Source organism: Bradyrhizobium sp. URHC0002 (assembly GCF_054059515.1).
Map to the genome: position 1 here is coordinate 6,938,771 of NZ_JBSSCF010000001.1, position 16,442 is coordinate 6,955,212.

General features: G+C 63.0%; 15 protein-coding genes. 6 read left to right on the forward strand and 9 right to left on the reverse strand.

Translation table 11 applies throughout. The annotated features are described in order from the left end of the window. Window positions 1–2 precede the first annotated feature (2 nt). Genes hutU through hutI form a run of 3 tightly spaced genes read right to left on the reverse strand, consistent with a single transcriptional unit; the run spans window position 3 to window position 4,458 of the window. The gene (gene hutU, locus ACVWVY_RS33850) at window positions 3–1,673 is read right to left on the reverse strand and encodes a urocanate hydratase (protein WP_456630449.1); all 1,671 of its coding nucleotides are present in this window, start codon (window positions 1,671–1,673) and stop codon (window positions 3–5) included. Next, a complete protein-coding gene (hutH, locus tag ACVWVY_RS33855) occupies window positions 1,670–3,247 on the reverse strand; it encodes a histidine ammonia-lyase (RefSeq protein ID WP_456630450.1) in 1,578 nt (525 codons plus the stop codon). The genes hutU and hutH overlap by 4 nt, the downstream gene beginning before the upstream one ends. Then, complete coding sequence (gene hutI / locus ACVWVY_RS33860) at window positions 3,244–4,458, reverse strand: imidazolonepropionase (protein ID WP_456630451.1); 1,215 nt, start codon at window positions 4,456–4,458, stop codon at window positions 3,244–3,246. The genes hutH and hutI overlap by 4 nt, the downstream gene beginning before the upstream one ends. Window positions 4,459–4,552: 94 nt before the next feature. Here hutI and ACVWVY_RS33865 point away from each other — a divergent pair, with 94 nt between their 5' ends. The 5 genes from ACVWVY_RS33865 (at window position 4,553) to ACVWVY_RS33885 (ending at window position 9,358) form a co-directional block, all read left to right on the forward strand. After that, complete coding sequence (locus tag ACVWVY_RS33865) at window positions 4,553–5,911, forward strand: formimidoylglutamate deiminase (RefSeq protein WP_456630452.1); 1,359 nt, start codon at window positions 4,553–4,555, stop codon at window positions 5,909–5,911. Continuing rightward, window positions 5,908–6,651: a histidine utilization repressor gene (gene hutC, locus ACVWVY_RS33870; RefSeq protein WP_456630453.1), complete on the forward strand. Its 744-nt coding sequence runs from the start codon at window positions 5,908–5,910 to the stop codon at window positions 6,649–6,651. Before ACVWVY_RS33865 ends, hutC begins: the two co-directional genes overlap by 4 nt. 117 nt (window positions 6,652–6,768) lie before the next feature. Continuing rightward, entirely contained in the window at window positions 6,769–7,713 is a 945-nt protein-coding gene (locus tag ACVWVY_RS33875; protein WP_456630454.1) for an ABC transporter substrate-binding protein, read from the forward strand. Between the two features lie 89 nt (window positions 7,714–7,802). Next, window positions 7,803–8,576, forward strand: coding sequence for an ABC transporter permease (locus ACVWVY_RS33880; protein ID WP_456632377.1), 774 nt, complete (start codon window positions 7,803–7,805; stop codon window positions 8,574–8,576). Continuing rightward, complete coding sequence (locus ACVWVY_RS33885) at window positions 8,573–9,358, forward strand: ABC transporter ATP-binding protein (RefSeq protein ID WP_456630455.1); 786 nt, start codon at window positions 8,573–8,575, stop codon at window positions 9,356–9,358. The genes ACVWVY_RS33880 and ACVWVY_RS33885 overlap by 4 nt, the downstream gene beginning before the upstream one ends. 69 nt (window positions 9,359–9,427) lie before the next feature. Here ACVWVY_RS33885 and ACVWVY_RS33890 read toward each other — a convergent pair whose 3' ends face one another. The 3 genes from ACVWVY_RS33890 to dctA all read right to left on the reverse strand — a co-directional run bounded on the left by ACVWVY_RS33890 (window position 9,428) and on the right by dctA (window position 12,294). Next, window positions 9,428–10,273, reverse strand: a complete 846-nt coding sequence (locus tag ACVWVY_RS33890) for a bifunctional allantoicase/(S)-ureidoglycine aminohydrolase (protein WP_456630456.1) — start codon at window positions 10,271–10,273, stop codon at window positions 9,428–9,430. 45 nt (window positions 10,274–10,318) lie between these two features. Then, window positions 10,319–10,855, reverse strand: a complete 537-nt coding sequence (locus tag ACVWVY_RS33895; RefSeq protein WP_456630457.1) for an ureidoglycolate lyase — start codon at window positions 10,853–10,855, stop codon at window positions 10,319–10,321. Between the two features lie 104 nt (window positions 10,856–10,959). After that, a complete protein-coding gene (gene dctA, locus ACVWVY_RS33900) occupies window positions 10,960–12,294 on the reverse strand; it encodes a C4-dicarboxylate transporter DctA (RefSeq protein WP_456630458.1) in 1,335 nt (444 codons plus the stop codon). 281 nt (window positions 12,295–12,575) lie between these two features. On the opposite strand from dctA, the gene ACVWVY_RS33905 reads away from it, so the two are divergent. Continuing rightward, window positions 12,576–13,490, forward strand: a complete 915-nt coding sequence (locus ACVWVY_RS33905) for a LysR substrate-binding domain-containing protein (RefSeq protein ID WP_456630459.1) — start codon at window positions 12,576–12,578, stop codon at window positions 13,488–13,490. Window positions 13,491–13,492: 2 nt separating this feature from the next. Here ACVWVY_RS33905 and ACVWVY_RS33910 read toward each other — a convergent pair whose 3' ends face one another. From ACVWVY_RS33910 to ACVWVY_RS33920, 3 genes are all read right to left on the reverse strand, one after another. Continuing rightward, window positions 13,493–14,260: an SDR family oxidoreductase gene (locus ACVWVY_RS33910; protein WP_456630460.1), complete on the reverse strand. Its 768-nt coding sequence runs from the start codon at window positions 14,258–14,260 to the stop codon at window positions 13,493–13,495. 155 nt (window positions 14,261–14,415) lie between these two features. Further along, a complete protein-coding gene (locus ACVWVY_RS33915) occupies window positions 14,416–15,387 on the reverse strand; it encodes an ABC transporter ATP-binding protein (protein ID WP_456630461.1) in 972 nt (323 codons plus the stop codon). Next, the gene (locus ACVWVY_RS33920) at window positions 15,380–16,384 is read right to left on the reverse strand and encodes an ABC transporter ATP-binding protein (RefSeq protein ID WP_456630462.1); all 1,005 of its coding nucleotides are present in this window, start codon (window positions 16,382–16,384) and stop codon (window positions 15,380–15,382) included. Before ACVWVY_RS33920 ends, ACVWVY_RS33915 begins: the two co-directional genes overlap by 8 nt. Window positions 16,385–16,442: the final 58 nt, after the last annotated feature.

A 16,442-nucleotide genomic window follows, 5' to 3' on the forward strand; every position in this document is an offset into this window, starting at 1 on the left:
CGCTATCGCGTCAGGCCGGGCAGATCAAGCCCGTTGGCCCGGGCGCACTCGATTGCACTCTCATAGCCCGCATCGGCATGACGCATGACCCCCGTTGCCGGATCGTTCCAAAGCACCCGCTCGATGCGACGCGCGGCCTCCGGCGTTCCGTCGGCGACAATCACCATGCCGGCGTGCTGCGAATAGCCGATCCCGACGCCGCCGCCGTGATGCAGCGAGACCCACGTCGCCCCCGAGGCACAGTTGAGCAACGCATTGATGAGCGGCCAGTCGGACACGGCGTCCGAGCCGTCGCGCATCGCTTCGGTTTCGCGGTTCGGGCTCGCAACCGAGCCGCTGTCGAGATGATCGCGGCCGATGACGATCGGCGCCTTCAGCTCGCCGCGCGCTACCATTTCGTTGAACGCCAGGCCCAGCCGGTGGCGATCGCCAAGGCCGACCCAGCAGATCCGCGCCGGCAATCCCTGGAACTTGATCCGGGCCCGGGCCATGTCGAGCCAGTTGTGAAGATGCTTGTCCTCCGGCATCAGCTCCTTGACCTTGGCGTCAGTGCGGAAGATGTCTTCGGGATCCCCTGAGAGCGCCGCCCACCGGAATGGCCCGATGCCGCGGCAGAACAGCGGACGGATGTAGGCCGGAACGAAGCCTGGGAAGTCGAACGCGTTTTTCAATCCCATGTCCTTCGCCATCTGGCGGATGTTGTTGCCATAGTCGAGCGTGGGAATCCCCTGGGCGTGAAAATCCAGCATCGCCTCGACGTGGCCGACCATGGAGGTCTTGGCCGCCGCTTCAACCGCCTTCGGATCGGCGTTGCGTCGGGACTCCCATTCGGCGAGTGTCCATCCCTTCGGCAGGTAACCGTTGATCGGATCGTGCGCGCTGGTCTGGTCGGTAACAATGTCCGGCCTTACGCCGCGGCGCACAAGTTCGGGAAAAATATCGGCGGCGTTGCCGAGCAGGCCGACCGAGACCGGTGTCTTGCTCTGCGCCGCCTGCGCCATGATCGCGAGCGCCTCATCGAGCGTGCCGGCCTGCCGGTCGAGGTAACCGGTGCGCAGCCGCATCTCGATGCGGCTCGGCTGGCACTCGATCGCGAGCATCGACGCCCCGGCCATCGTCGCGGCAAGCGGCTGGGCGCCGCCCATGCCGCCGAGACCCGCGGTCAGGATCCACTTGCCCGCGAGGCTGCCGCCGTAATGACGTCGACCCACTTCGACAAACGTTTCATATGTCCCCTGCACGATGCCCTGGCTGCCGATGTAGATCCACGATCCGGCCGTCATCTGCCCGAACATCATCAACCCCTGCTTGTCCAGTTCGTTGAAGTGATCGAGCGTCGCCCAGTGCGGTACCAGGTTCGAATTCGCGATCAGCACCCGCGGCGCATCGGGGTGGGTGCGGAAAATTCCGACCGGCTTGCCTGACTGCACCACCAGGGTCTGGTCGCCTTCGAGCTTGCGCAAGGAGGCAACGATCCGGTCAAAACTTTCCCAGTCGCGGGCCGCGCGGCCGATGCCACCATAGACGACAAGTTCGCTCGGCCGCTCGGCAACATCGGGATCGAGATTGTTCATCAGCATCCGGAGCGGCGCTTCCGTCAACCAGCTCTTGGCACTGATCTCCGACCCGCGGGGCGCGCGGATCGTACGGTCGTTGTCCAGTCGGCGGTTCATGACAGATGACCTCTCTCGGCAAGGTTTGGAAACGGGTTGTTCTCGAGCACCGACATCGCGGCGGCCGGCAATGTGCCGGCTGCGACCAGCGCCGTTGCCTTGGCGAGATCGTCGGCCATATAGCGATCGCCACCGAGCGCCGGCACCTGCTCGCGCAACACTGCAATGACCGCCGCAAGCGCAGGGCTGGTCGTATGCGGCGCGCGCAACCCGATGCCTTGCGCTGCAACCAGCAGCTCGATGCCGAGAATGGCGGCAAGATTGTCCGCCATGTCGGACAACCGGCGCGCGGCATGTGCCGCCATCGACACATGATCTTCCTGGTTGGCGCTGGTCGGCGTCGAATCGATCGAGCAGGCCGCGGCGCGCTGCTTGTTCTCGGCATAGAGGGCTGCCGCCGTTACTTCGGCGATCATGAAGCCGGAGTTGATGCCGGGATCGGGAGTCAGAAATGGCGGCAGGCCGAAATTCAGCGCGGGATCGACGAGGGTGGCGATGCGCCGCTCGCTGATGGCGCCGATCTCCGACAAGACAAGCGCAATCTGGTCAGCGACAAAGGCGACCGGCTCGGCGTGGAAATTTCCGCCCGAAACGATCTCGCCGGTCTCGACCAGCACCAGGGGATTGTCGGTGACGGCGTTGGCTTCGATCGTCAATGTACGAGCGGCTTGCGTCAGCAGGTCAAGCGCAGCGCCGGCCACCTGCGGCTGACAGCGCAGGCAATAGGGATCCTGCACACGCTCATCGCCTTCGAGATGCGAGTTCCTGATATCGCTGCCTTCCAGCAACGCCGTCAGGGCGATACCGGCCGAAATTTGCCCGGCATGCCCGCGCAGTTGCTGGATCTCGGCGCGGAACGGCGCCGTCGAGTCCATCGCCGCATCGACCGACAAGGCACCTGTCACCAGTGTCGCGCAGGCGAGACCATGGGCACGTAGCAATCCGGAAATGGCATAGGCTGTCGAGAACTGCGTACCGTTGATCAACGCGAGGCCTTCCTTCGGCCCAAGCGTCAGCGGCGCGAGACCGACAGCAGCCAGCGCATCAAGGCCCGGCACGACCTTGCCGTCGACAAGCGCCTGCCCCTCACCGATCATGACGGCGGTCATATGCGCCAGCGGCGCCAGATCACCGGACGCGCCAACCGATCCCTGCTGCGGCACCAAAGGATAAATGCCACGCGCCAGCATGGCCTGGAGTTGCTCGATGATTTCGCGGCGAACGCCCGAAGCACCTCGCCCCAATGAAATGACCTTCAGCGCTATCATCAGACGCACGATCGGTTCGGGCGTCGGCGGCCCTACCCCGCAACAATGTGAAACAATCAGGTTCCGCTGCAGCAGTGCCGTCTGATCCGGCGGAATACGTTTCGACGCCAGTTTTCCGAACCCGGTATTGATTCCGTAAACCGGCGCTTGCGCCCCCGCGGCCTGCGCAACAATGGCCGATGCTGCCTCGACGCGCGGCCAGAACGCTGGATCGAGCACGACCGCCGCGCCGGCGAGCACCTGCGCCAGATCGTCAAGGCTGACCCTGCCGGGCGAAACAACAATGGGTGCATCCCGGTTGCTCATTGCCCCCTCCACACCCGGCGGTGCAGCGGATTGAAGCCCATCCGGTAGATCAGCTCGGCGGGCCGGTCGATGTCCCAGATCGCGAAATCGCAATATTTGCCGGCTTCGAGCGTACCGGTTTCACCGAGAACACCGAGCGCCCGCGCGCCTTCCCGCGTCACGCCGGCGAGGCATTCGGCAACCGTCATCCGAAACAGCGTCGCGCCCATGTTCATGGCCAGCAGAAGCGACGTCAGCGGCGAGCTGCCGGGATTGCAGTCGGTGGCGAGCGCCATGTTCACGCCGTGGGCACGGAACAGTTCGACCGGCGGCTTCTTCGTCTCGCGAATGAAATAGAACGCGCCCGGCAGCAGCACAGCCACCGTGCTGGCGCGCGCCATGGCCGCGACGCCGGTCTCATCCGTGTGTTCCAGATGATCGGCGGACAACGCAGAGAATTCCGAAGCCAGCGCCGCGCCGCCGAGGTTCGACAACTGATCCGCATGCAATTTGACTGGAAGTCCAAGCGCCTTCGCCGCACGAAACACCCGCGCCGTTTGATCTTTCGAAAATGCGATGCCTTCCATGAAGGCATCGACTGCATCAGCGAGCCCGGCCTGCGCCACCGCCGGCAACATCTCCCGGCAAACAAGGTCGATGTATCGATCCTTGTCGCCATCGGCTTCCAGCGGCAGCGCGTGTGCGCCGAGAAAAGATGTTCGGATGCTGACCGGCCGGTTGCGGCCCAGCGCGCGCGCAGCCGACAGCTGACGCATCTCGGTTTCCGTATTGAGCCCGTAGCCGGATTTGATCTCCACCGTCGTCACGCCCTCGCCGATCAGGGCGTCGAGCCGGGGCAGCGCACCGGCAACGAGGTCCGCCTCGCTGGACGCCCGCGTCGCGGCGACCGTCGAGACAATGCCGCCGCCCGCGCGCGCGATTTCTTCGTAGCTTGCGCCTTGCAGCCGCAGCTCGAACTCGTGGGCGCGGTTTCCGCCGAAGACCAGATGCGTATGACAATCGATCAGTCCGGGCGTGACCCACCGCCCGCCGCAATCGATCCGTTCAGCCGCATCGGCGTCGGATGGAAAGTCGGAACCGCTGCCTGCAAAGACGATGCGGCCATCTCGCACGGCAATCACGCCATGCTCGATCACGCCGAGGTCGGGCAAATCCCCCCGCAGGGTGGCGAGCCGGGCATTATGCCAGATTCGATCGAAGCGCTCGGCCATGCAGCATTTCCCTCAAGGGACGGAAACTTGACGGGGGTATCGATATGTCTATACATATTATTGTGTTGGTGTTCTGTCCACCCGGTTTGGAAACATGTTCACTCTGCATTTCGGATCAGCGCTGCTCCCGTCCGGGTGGGCTGACGACGTGCAGGTGGTTGTGACCGATGGGACCATCGCGAAGGTGACGGTTGGCGCGGCGCCGGAAGCCGGCGACGAACAGCACAAGCTGGCCATACCGGGAATAGCGAGCCTGCACAGTCACGCGTTCCAGCGCGGCATGGCTGGCCTTGCCGAAACACGCGGCATCACCGCGGATACGTTCTGGACATGGCGCGAGACGATGTATCGTTTCGCGCTGGAAATGACCCCCGAAGATGCGGAAGCTGTCGCAACCCTGCTCTATGTCGAGATGCTCGAGCAAGGCTACACGCGTGTCGGGGAGTTCCACTATCTCCATCACGACCACGATGGCACGCCCTATGCCAATCCCGCCGAGATGGCGACACGAATTGTGCGAGCCGCCGACGTCACCGGCATCGGTCTTACACTGCTGCCGAGTTTCTACGCGCACAGTTCCTTTGGTGGCGCCGCACCGCATGCCGGCCAACGCCGGTTCATCTGTTCGGTCGACCAGTTCGCCAAACTGGTTGCCGCGACAAAAATGGCCGTCCGCGAATTGCCCGGGGCCAATGTGGGTGTCGCCCCGCACAGCTTGCGCGCCGTGACGCCAGACGAATTGGCGGCCATCGCGCCGTTGGCCGAAGGCGGGCCGGTTCATATCCACGCCGCCGAACAAATCAAGGAAGTCGAGGAATGCATCGCCTGGTCGGGCCGGCGGCCGGTTGAGTGGCTGCTCGAACATGCGCCCGTCGATCACCGCTGGTGCCTGATCCATGCGACCCACACCACCGCGACCGAGATCGCCGCACTTGCCAGCAGCGGCGCAGCCGCAGGCCTCTGCCCGATCACCGAAGCAAGCCTCGGCGACGGTATTTTCCCGACCCGCGAATTCCTTGACGCCGGCGGCCGGTTCGGCATCGGCACAGATTCCAACGTGCTGGTCGGCGTGGCCGACGAATTGCGCCAGCTCGAATACGGCCAGCGGTTAAAGCATCGGGAGCGTAATGTGTTGTCCGGCGGTTCCGGTATTTCGACCGGCCGCACGCTATTCGACGCTGCGCTGGCCGGCGGCGCCCAGGCACTCGCGCAGCCGGTCGTCGGCCTCCAGGCAGGTGCACGCGCTGATATCGTGACCCTCGACACCACGCATCCCTCGCTCGCCGGGCGTCGCGGCGATGCCGTCCTCGACGGCTGGATTTTCGCAGCGGGCTCAGGTGCCGTCGCATCTGTGTGGACGGGCGGAACCAAAGTCGTCGAGGGTGGACGTCACCGGCTCCGCCAGAAGGCGCGCGACGCATTCAACGCAACCGTGCGAAGGCTCGTGGCATGAGCCTCTCGATTGATCGCGACAAATTCCAGGCCGCCGACACGCCGACGCTGTACAAGCAGATCCGGCTCGACATCGAGCGCCGCATCCTGACCGGCGAATGGCCGCCGGGTCATCGCATCCCGTTCGAGCATCAACTGATGACGCGCTATGGCTGCTCGCGAATGACCGTGAGCAAGGCGCTGTCGGAACTGGCGCAAGCCGATCTCATCGAGCGGCGGCGTCGCGCCGGCACGTTTGTACGCCGGCCTAAATTCCTGTCAGCAGTTCTCACGATTCCAGACATCCGCGCAGAGATTACCGCGCTCGGCCGCGGCTATGGCTACCAGTTGATCCGAAGCTCGCGCCGAGCGGCCAAAGCCGCTGACCGTGCCCGTCTCGGGGTAGGGAAAACCGGCAAGGTGATCGCGATCTCATGCCGCCACAGCGCCGATGGCGTGCCGTTCGCGATCGAGGACAGGTTGATCGATCTCGACGCGGTGCCCGAAGCCGCCACGGCGGATTTTGCGATCGAGCCGCCCGGCACGTGGCTGCTCCACCATGTCCCGTGGACGGAAGCCGAACACTCGATCAGTGCGATCGTGGCTGACGATCAGACCGCAACAGCACTGGACATTCCGATCGGCGCCCCCTGTCTCGTGATCGACCGCCATACCTGGCGCAGCGCGCGCACACTGACCGCCGTGCGCCTCGTCTATCCGGGCGAGTCCCACAAACTGGTTGCCCGCTTCAAGGGCGGCTGAGGGGGATCAAGGCAAATGAAGGTCCGGCACAATTTATGCAACAGTTTTTATGCAACAGTTTATGCAGCAGTAGGACGAACAGGACGCAATCCAAAAAACAACAGAGGGAAGACAATCATGCCAAGTTATAGAATATTCGCCGCAACCGCCGCCCTCCTGGTGTCCGCGCCAGCCGTCGCACAGGACGCGAAGGTCGCCATCGGCATCTCGGGATGGACCGGCTTTGCACCGCTCACGCTCGCCAACCAGGCCGGCATCTTCAAGAAGAACGGCCTCGATGTGACGATCAAGAAGATCCCGCAGAAGGACCGCCATCTGGCCGTTGCATCGGGCGACATCCAGTGTGCAGCGACTACGGTCGAAACCTGGATATCCTGGAATGCCAATGGTGTTGCGACCAAGCAGATCTTCCAGCTCGACAAGAGCTACGGCGCCGACGGCATGGCCACGCGCTCCGACGTCGCCTCGATCAAGGATCTGAAGGGCAAGACGGTCGCTGCGTCCGCGCCCGGCACCGCGCCCTATTTCACGCTGGCCTGGATGCTCAAGAAGAACGGTCTCTCGGTCAAGGACGTGACCGTGGTGAACCTGGAGCCCGCCGCGGCCGCGCAGGCATTCGTGGCCGGTCAGAACGATGCGGCCATGACCTATGAGCCCTACCTCTCGACGGTGCGCGCAGCACCCGACAAGGGAAAGATCATCGCCACCACGCTCGACTACCCGATGATCATGGACACGTTCGGCTGCACGCCGAAATTCCTGACCGAAAATCCGAAGGCCGCGAAAGCGCTGGCTGACAGCTATTTCGAGGCGGTCGCCCTGATCGAAAAGGACCAGGCCAAATCCTACGAGATCATGGGTTCCGACGTGAAGCAGTCCGGCGAGCAGTTCGGCAACTCGGCAAAATATCTGCGTTGGCAGGACAAGGCCGCGAACCAGAAGTTCTTCGCGGGCGAATTCCAGGCCTTTACCAAGGAAGCTGCGGAGCTGTTGCTCGAGATCGGCATCATCAAATCGATTCCGAAAATCGACGACCTCGTTGACACCAGCTTCATCAAGTAGGTTCGTTCGGCGCCGCACTGGTCCCGCTTCCACACATGTGGATGCGGGGCCTTCCGCGATCGGCGCCGCTTTGAGGAACACGCCCCGTGATGCGTCCCTTGGATCCCGTGACGTCGAAACAACGCGCAGCCTATGGCTTTGCGTTCTTCGTCCTGTTTGTCGCCCTGTGGGCATGGGCAACGTTTGGCGGTTACGTCTCCAAAACGTTTCTCGCCAACCCGCTGACCATGCTGCAGGAGGGCTTTGAACTCCTGACCAAGCACGGCTTCCTGTTCGACATCGGCATGACGATCTGGCGTGTCATCGGCGGCTTCGTGCTGGCAGCCATCATTGCGGTGCCGCTCGGCGTTCTGATGGGCGCCTACAAGCCGATCGAGGCTTTCCTGGAGCCGTTCGTCTCGTTTGCCCGTTATTTGCCTGCCTCGGCCTTCATCCCGCTGCTGATCCTGTGGGCGGGCATCGGCGAACTGCAGAAGCTGCTGGTTATCTTTATCGGCTCGGTGTTCCAGATTATCCTGATGATCGCCGTGAACGTCGGCAACACTAGGCGCGACCTCGTTGAAGCCGCCTACACGCTGGGCGCCGGCGACAGCGGCATCATCCGCCGCGTGCTGCTGCCCTCCTCGGCCCCCGAAATCGCGGAAATCCTTCGGCTCGTCCTGGGTTGGGCGTGGACCTACGTCATCGTCGCCGAGCTGATCGGTTCATCGTCCGGCATCGGCCACATGATCACCGACAGCCAGGCGCTGCTAAACACCGGCCAGATCATCTTCGGCATCATCGTCATCGGCCTGATCGGGCTAGTGTCGGACTTCCTGTTCAAGGCCTTCAACGCCTGGCTGTTTCCGTGGAGATTGGCGTGACCGAGCTGAAGATCGATCAGGTCTCCCGTACCTTCCCCGCGCGTCAGGGCAATGCGCCGACGCGGGCGCTGGAGCCGACCAATCTCAGCGTCGGCAACAACGACTTCGTCACCATCCTCGGCCCGTCAGGCTGCGGAAAATCCACGTTGCTGCGGATCATCGCCGGGCTTGACCGGCCGACCAGCGGCCGCGTCATCCTGGACGGGCAAGAGGTCACGGGACCCGGCGCTGATCGCGGCATGGTGTTTCAATCGTACACGCTGTTCCCATGGTTGACCGTGCGTGAAAACATCGCGTTCGGCCTGCGCGAGCGCGGGGTTTCCGAGGCGGATCGCGGCAAGATCGCAGATGGGTTCATCCAACGGGTCGGCCTGTCCGGCTTCGAAAACCACTGGCCGAAGCAACTCTCCGGCGGCATGCAGCAACGCACGGCGATCGCCCGCGCGCTTGCCAACGATCCAAAAATCCTGTTGCTCGACGAACCGTTCGGGGCGCTGGATAATCAAACCCGCGTGCTGATGCAGGAAATGCTGCTCGGCATCTGGGAACGCGAGCAGAAGACCGTGCTGTTCGTCACCCATGATATCGAGGAGGCGATTTTCCTCGGCAGCCGGGTCATCGTCATGAGCGCCCGTCCCGGCCGCATCAAGGCCGAGATCGCGATCGACCTGCCCCACCCGCGATCCTACAAGATCAAGACCGCGCCAGAATTCGTCAGGCTGAAGGAACGGCTGGTCGAGGAAATCCGGGCCGAAGCATTGAAGGTTGCGGTTGATGCCTGACCAGCCGCTTCCCACCACGAGCGCGGGCTTCACGCCGCGTCGTCAGCATTGCATGCTGACCAGCCCGGCTTAAGAGCCCGCCGGCGATCGCAAGGCGCGCAGGTCCATGTGCCGGTTCACGTCTTTATACAGCAGGTAGCGGAAGCGTCCCGGGCCGCCGGCATAGCAAGCCTGCGGGCAAAAGGCGCGGAGCCACATATAATCTCCGGCCTCGACCTCAACCCAATCCTGGTTGAGCCGGTAGACGGCCTTGCCTTCCAGAACATAGAGGCCGTGTTCCATCACATGGGTCTCTGCGAAGGGGATCGACGCACCGGGTTCGAAAGTCACGATCGTCATGTGCATGTCGTGTCTGATATCCGATGGATCGACGAAACGCGTCGTCGCCCACCTGCCGTCGGTGTGAGGCATCGGCGTCGGCGCAACGGTGTTTTCGTTGGTGACGATGGCATCGGGCACCGCGATATCAGGCACGCGCTGATACAGCTTCCGGATCCAATGAAAGTGCACTGAATTGGAGCCGCGGTTCTGCACGCTCCAGGAACTCCCGGGAGGCAGATAGGCAAAGCCGCCGGGCTGCAGCACGTGTTCGGCTCCGGCAAGCCTCAGGGACAGCTCTCCCCCGACGACAAACAGCGCCCCTTCTGCTCCCGCGTCGGGCTCCGGCGATTCACTTCCTCCCCCCGGTGCCACGTCGACGAGGTAGTGCGAGAATGTTTCGGCAAAGCCCGTCAGCGGTCGAGCCAGCACCCAAACGCGCGTCTTGTCCCAGTGCGGGAGATAACTGGTGACGATGTCGCGGATCACGCCCTTTGGTATCACCGCATATGCATTCGTGAAGACTGCCCGGCCGGTCAGGAGCTCGGTCTGGGCCGGGTGCCCGCCCGGCGGCACGTGATAGGTTGGAGATGACATTCCTGATGACCCCTTGGGATGATTGTGCTGGTGATCGCCGGGCCGCTAACCCTGCTTCGCCGTGATGTCCGGGTTCGCTGCCGCCGCACCATCGGGCACGACGCGCAGCCAGTTTGCCGCTTCAAGCCACTTTTCCTCGAGGTTGCTGCCCGGACCCTTACGGTCGATCACGAGGAACGGACTGGCGTCCGCGGCGACCAGCAGCGGATGGTGCCAGCAGTTTCGCGCGTAGTTCACGCCCTGTCGTCCCGATGCGGCAAATGCCCGGTAGCTTGAGGGGACGTCCGGATCGGTGCACACCACCACCAACCAGGGCGCTCCGTTCAACGGCATGAACAGCTGGCTACCCAGCGGGTGGCGCTCCATCAGTTTGATGACGAGCGGAGCCGGCCTTGCCGAGCCGGTGAACAGACTGATGTTGACCTCTCCGCCTTCCGCGGCGACGTCAATGCCGGCCAGGTCGTCAAAGCGCTCCGCAAAGCCTTCATTGATCAATTTCGGCTTCACGTCCGCAGTCTCGACCACCTCGCCGAATGGCGCAAACCCCGCCTTTGTCAAAGGTGCAATCGAAAGCGTCAACATCGCTCAACTCCCATCCGTCGCAGACCCGGGAACGGGATCATCGACGATCCGGTCCGGCACCACCGCCTTTGTCTGACCCATGCCGGACCCACTGATGCGCGGGCTCAGGACGTCTGAAGCTGCGCTCCGGATGCATCGATACCGACAGAATCGATCGGTGTCTCCATATCGATGGCTGCGACCTCGCCATTCAGGACACGATGCGCCTTTTCCCGATCGATGTCGCCTTCCCATGAGGCCACGGCAACCGTCGCAACACAGTTTCCGACATAGTTGCCCAGCGCGCGTGCGATGCCGATGAACCAGTCCACCGACAGCAGCAGCACCAATCCTATGGCTGGAATGGCCGGGATGGCCGCGAGCGTTGCCGCAAGGACAACGATGGCCGAGCCCGGAACTCCGTGAGCACCTTTCGAGGTCAGGAGCGCAATGCCGAGAATTGCCAAGAGATCACCCGTCGCCAGCGGCGTGTTGGTGGCCTGGGCAATGAAGACGGCGGCCAGCGTCAGGTAGATCGAGAACGCATCGAGATTGAACGAGTATCCGGTCGGAATGACCAACCCAACGGTCGACGGCTTGATGCCGAGGAGCTCGAGCTTCCTCATGGTCTGCGGAAGCACGCTGTCTCCGGCCGCCGTGCCAAGAACAATCGTCAGTTCCTCGCGCAAGTAGCGGAGCAGCTTGAACAGGCTGAAGCCGCAAAAGCGCATGACCGTACCCAGGACGACGACGACAAAGATGGCTACGGCCACATAGAACAGGGCGACGAGACCGCCGAGCTGCTTGAGCGAGCCGATGCCATACTTGCCGACGGTAAATGCAATCGCCCCAAAGACACCGAGCGGCGCCAGCCTGACGACGAAATTCATCATCTTGAAGACGATGTCGCTCACGCGTCCGATGAAATCCGCTACCGGCCTGGCCCGCTCGCCGCACAGCGAGACGGCGCAGCCAAACATGATCGAGACGATCAATACCTGCAGGATGTCACCGGTCGTGAACGCGCCGACCACCGTCGAGGGAATGAGTTTCATGAGGAATTCCGAGACGCCGCCGCCGGCAACCTGGGCTGCCGTCTGACTGAAGCCGCTCAGCGCTTTTGCATCCAGCGTCTTCGGATCGATGTTCATTCCAACGCCGGGCTCGAAGTAATAGGCGAGCGCAATGCCGAGCACCAAGGCGATGGTCGTGATGACCTCGAAATATATGAGGGCGCGCACCCCGACCCGTCCAACCTTCGAGAGATCCCCCGCGGCGGCGATACCGTGCACGACGACACAAAACACGATCACGGGAACCAGCATCTTGATGAGCTTGATGAAGCCGTCGCCCAGCGGCTTCATCTGAAGCGCGACGTCGGGATAGGCCATGCCGAGGGCAATACCCAGTCCGAGCGCGATGACGACCTGAAAGAACAGTGACTTGAGTATGTTTGGCACGGCTTTCCCCCGCTTGGTTGGCGTTCCCATTCGATGCGGCTTGGTCGGCTCACGGCCGATGCCACTATTGCTTTTGACGGCGACGTCGACATCGCTTCGAAACCGGTTGCCCGCCCCAGCGGGCCGCCGCCGGCCGCGCTCACCCCGCCTGCCCGCCTCGATCTTCGCGGTACGGCGCTACGCCCCCGGCCCGGCGACCGAAGCAGCACATCCCCTCATTCGTTGACCATCCCAGGTCAAGTGTCCAATATATAGAACGACACGATTAAGAGGATTTCGCTATGGATCTCCGTCAGATCAGATATTTCATCGCCGTGGCCGAGGAGCGCAGCTTCACCGTCGCGGCGCGGCGGCTGAATCTTTCCCAACCCCCGCTGAGCCAGCAGATCCAGTCGCTCGAAGCTGCGTTGGGGGCGCAGCTTCTCTATAGGACCAGTCGCAGGGTCGAGTTGACCCAAGCCGGAGAAGCGCTTCTGGCGCGCGCCCGCGCCATTCAGCAGCAGATCAAACTGGCGGAAGACGAGGTCCGCGCGATTGGCGCCGGCCTGGTCGGTTCTCTCGATATCGGAGCGACAGGCTCCATCCTGCGCGGGCGCCTGGCCGATTTGCTGGCTGCGTACCGGAAGGTTGCGCCATCGGTGAAGATGACCGTGCATGAGCAGGCACCGGCCTTGCAGATCGCGGCCCTCCTCAATCGCACGACAAACATCAGCCTGAATAGAAGCATTCCCGCCGAGGACGCCTTGAGCAGCGAACTCGCATGGCCGGAAGAGGTCGTGGTGGCCATGCCAAAAACCCATCCGCTCGCAAGGGGCAAGCGCATTGCCCTCGGCGACCTTGCGTCGGAGGACCACATCGTGCTGCAGCCGGAGAGCTCCCAGTTCGCGCGCTACATACAGAAATGCTGCATCGACGCCGGCTTCCTGCCGCGGGTCTCCCAGCAGGTCGTCGACGCGCAGTCGGTACCCAGCCTGATCGCAGCGGGGTTCGGCGTTGCGCTGGTTCCGCAATCAATCGCCCGCTTCACGACCGACGAGATCGTATTCCGACCCATCAGGCCCTCACCGCCGTCCGCCGACGTATTTCTCGTCTTCAGAACAGACGAGACGTCGATGGTGGTGCAAAATTTCATCAAGCTGGCGCGCCGTTTCCTCGGGCAGAAGCGGAATTCGGGCCACCTGGTCGCCGGCAGATGAACCTAGAGACAGGTGGTGATGCCACCATCAACATAGAGCGTATGTCCGTTGACGAAGGACGAAGCCTTGCCGGACAGGAACACCGCGGCCCCGACCAACTCCTCGACATTACCCCAGCGGGCCGCCGGTGTCCGCTTTTCGAGCCAGCTCGAAAATTCCGGATTGTCGACCAGCGCCTGGTTGAGCGGGGTCTTGAAGTAGCCCGGCGCGATCGCATTGATCTGGAGGCCGTGCTTCGCCCAGTCGGCACACATGCCGCGGGTCAGGTTCTTGATGGCACCCTTTGTGGCCGTGTAAGGCGCGATGCCAGGACGCGCGAGTTCGCTTTGCACGGAGGCGATGTTGATGATCTTGCCCCGGCCGCGCGGGATCATATGACGCGCAACGGCCTGACCGACATAGAACGCGCTCGAAACATTGGTGGCGAGCAATTGCTCCCACTTCTCTGCGGGAAAGTCCTCGAGCGGCGAGCGGAACTGCATGCCGGCGTTATTGATCAGGATATCGATCGCACCGGAATTCTTCTCGATCGCCTCGACACCGTCCTTGGCGGCTTGCGCTTGCGTCACGTCGAAGCCGGCCACCGATACCTTCTGTCCAGCGGCCGCCAGTCTCGCCGCGGCCGCGTCAAGCTTGGCCGCGTCACGGCCGTTGAGGACAACTTCGGCACCGTGTTCGGCAAGGCCTTGCGCGAGTGCGAACCCGATGCCTTGCGACGAGCCGGTGACGAGCGCCCTCTTGCCCGTAAGTTCGAACAGTTCAAAAGCCATGTCACGATCCCTCGCCGCTTGATGCCGTCGGGCCTAGCGCCCGAGCGACTTCTTGATACCGTTCAATCCGAGGCGCAGGAAGGGGGGATCGGAATGGACGTAAAAGAACGGCACGCCCTTTATCGAGCCGATATGGCAACAACTCGCCCGCCGGATCAGGCCAGATGGCAGGCGACGAGATGCTCTCCTCCTTCGACCGATTTCGGCATCAGCTGCGGCTCTTGTTCCGCGCAGACCGGTTGCGCCAATGGGCAGCGCGTTCGGAAGCGGCAACCGGAGGGCGGCGCGATCGGATTGGGTATGTCCCCGCGCAATACGATGATCTGCCGGCTGCGGCCCGGTATAGGTTCCGGAACCGCCGACAATAGCGCCTGGGTATAGGGATGAAGGGGTTTTCGGCAAAGCCGCTCGGTCGACGTGAGTTCAACAAGCTTGCCGAGATACATCACCGCGATGCGGTCGCTGACATAGCTCACCGCCGCGAGATTGTGCGAGACGAAGACGTACGTCAGCCGCAGTTCGCGCTTGAGTTCGACGAGCAGGTTCAGGATCTGCGACTGGATCGAAACGTCGAGCGCGGAAACCGGCTCATCGGCGACCACGAGCTTCGGTCGAAGCACGAGAGCGCGGGCGATCCCGACGCGTTGGCGCTGGCCACCTGACAACTCATGGGGGTAGCGCTCCGCAGCCTCCCTCCGCAGTCCCACCTTGTCGAGCATTTCGACGACCAGCCTGTCACGCGCACCACGCTCCATACCCTGGGCATAGAGGCCTTCGCCTACGATGTCGCGGACCTTCATGCGAGGATCGAGCGACCCGCTCGGATCCTGAAAGATGAACTGCAACTCGCGCCGAAAGCGCCGCAATTCCGCACCTTCCAGTTCGGAAATCTGCGTGCCGTCGAACGACAGCTCTCCAGCGCTCGGCCTCATCAGACCCACAAGGATCCGTCCGAGCGTGGACTTTCCGCTGCCGGATTCCCCGACCAGGCCGAGCGTCTCTCCCCGGCCGACATCCAGATCGATACCGTCAACTGCCCGCGCATACGCCACGTCACGCCCGAACAGCCCGCCACCTACGGGGAAGTATTTCTTGACGCCACGGGCGTGCAACAACGGCTCATGCATCTGCGGTTGCTCCCGGCTGTGATCGCTCCGCAGTATCGCTGCGTAGCCAGCAGGCTGCGTATCCCGAGCCGGTGGCGAACATCTCCGGCGGTTCACGATGACAATGGTCGGACGCGTAGCCGCAACGCGCCGCAAACCGACAGCCCACCGGCCACCGCAGCGCGCTCGGGACCATGCCGGGGATCACGTTGAGCGGCTCGGCCTTCGTCATTCCCAGGAGCGGGATCGATCTCAGCAATGCCTCGGTATAGGGATGCTGCGGGCTGCGGAAGACGGCTTCGACGGAGCCTCGCTCCACCACCTGCCCCGCATACATCACGGCGACGTCGTCGCACATCTCGGCGACGACGCCGAGATCATGGGTGATCAAAATGACCGACATCGCCAGTCGATCCCGCAACTGGCGGAGCAGTTCGAGGATCTGGGCCTGGATGGTGACGTCAAGCGCGGTCGTCGGTTCATCGGCGATCAGGAGCTTGGGTTCGCAGGCAAGCGCCATTGCAATCATCACGCGCTGCCGCATTCCACCCGACATCTGGTGCGGAAAGGCGTCGACGCGCCGCTCGGGCGACGGAATCCCCACCAGTTCCAGCAGTTCGATGGCGCGCCCGCGAGCCTGGCGTGAGCTCATGCGACGATGCAGCCTGATGGCTTCGATGATCTGGTTGCCCACCGTATGGACCGGGTTGAGCGAGGTCATCGGCTCCTGAAACACCATCGACATGCGATTGCCGCGAACCCCCTCGAGCTGTCTTTCGGGAATCGCGGCGAGGTCCTTGCCTTCGAAATAGATATGGCTACCGGGCAGAACGCGGCCCGGCCGCTCGATCAAACGCATGATCGAAAGCGCGGTAACGCTCTTGCCGCTGCCGGATTCACCGACGATGCCAAGCGTAGAGCCTTGACGAACGTCGAGATTGATGCCGTCGACGGCCTTCATCACGCCGGATCGCGTGTCGAAATAGGTCCGGAGATTTTCGACCCGCAACAGCGACATGATCATGCCCCGCCAAACCGGGTGGATTCGTCCAGCTCGGCTTCGACGATAAATTCGG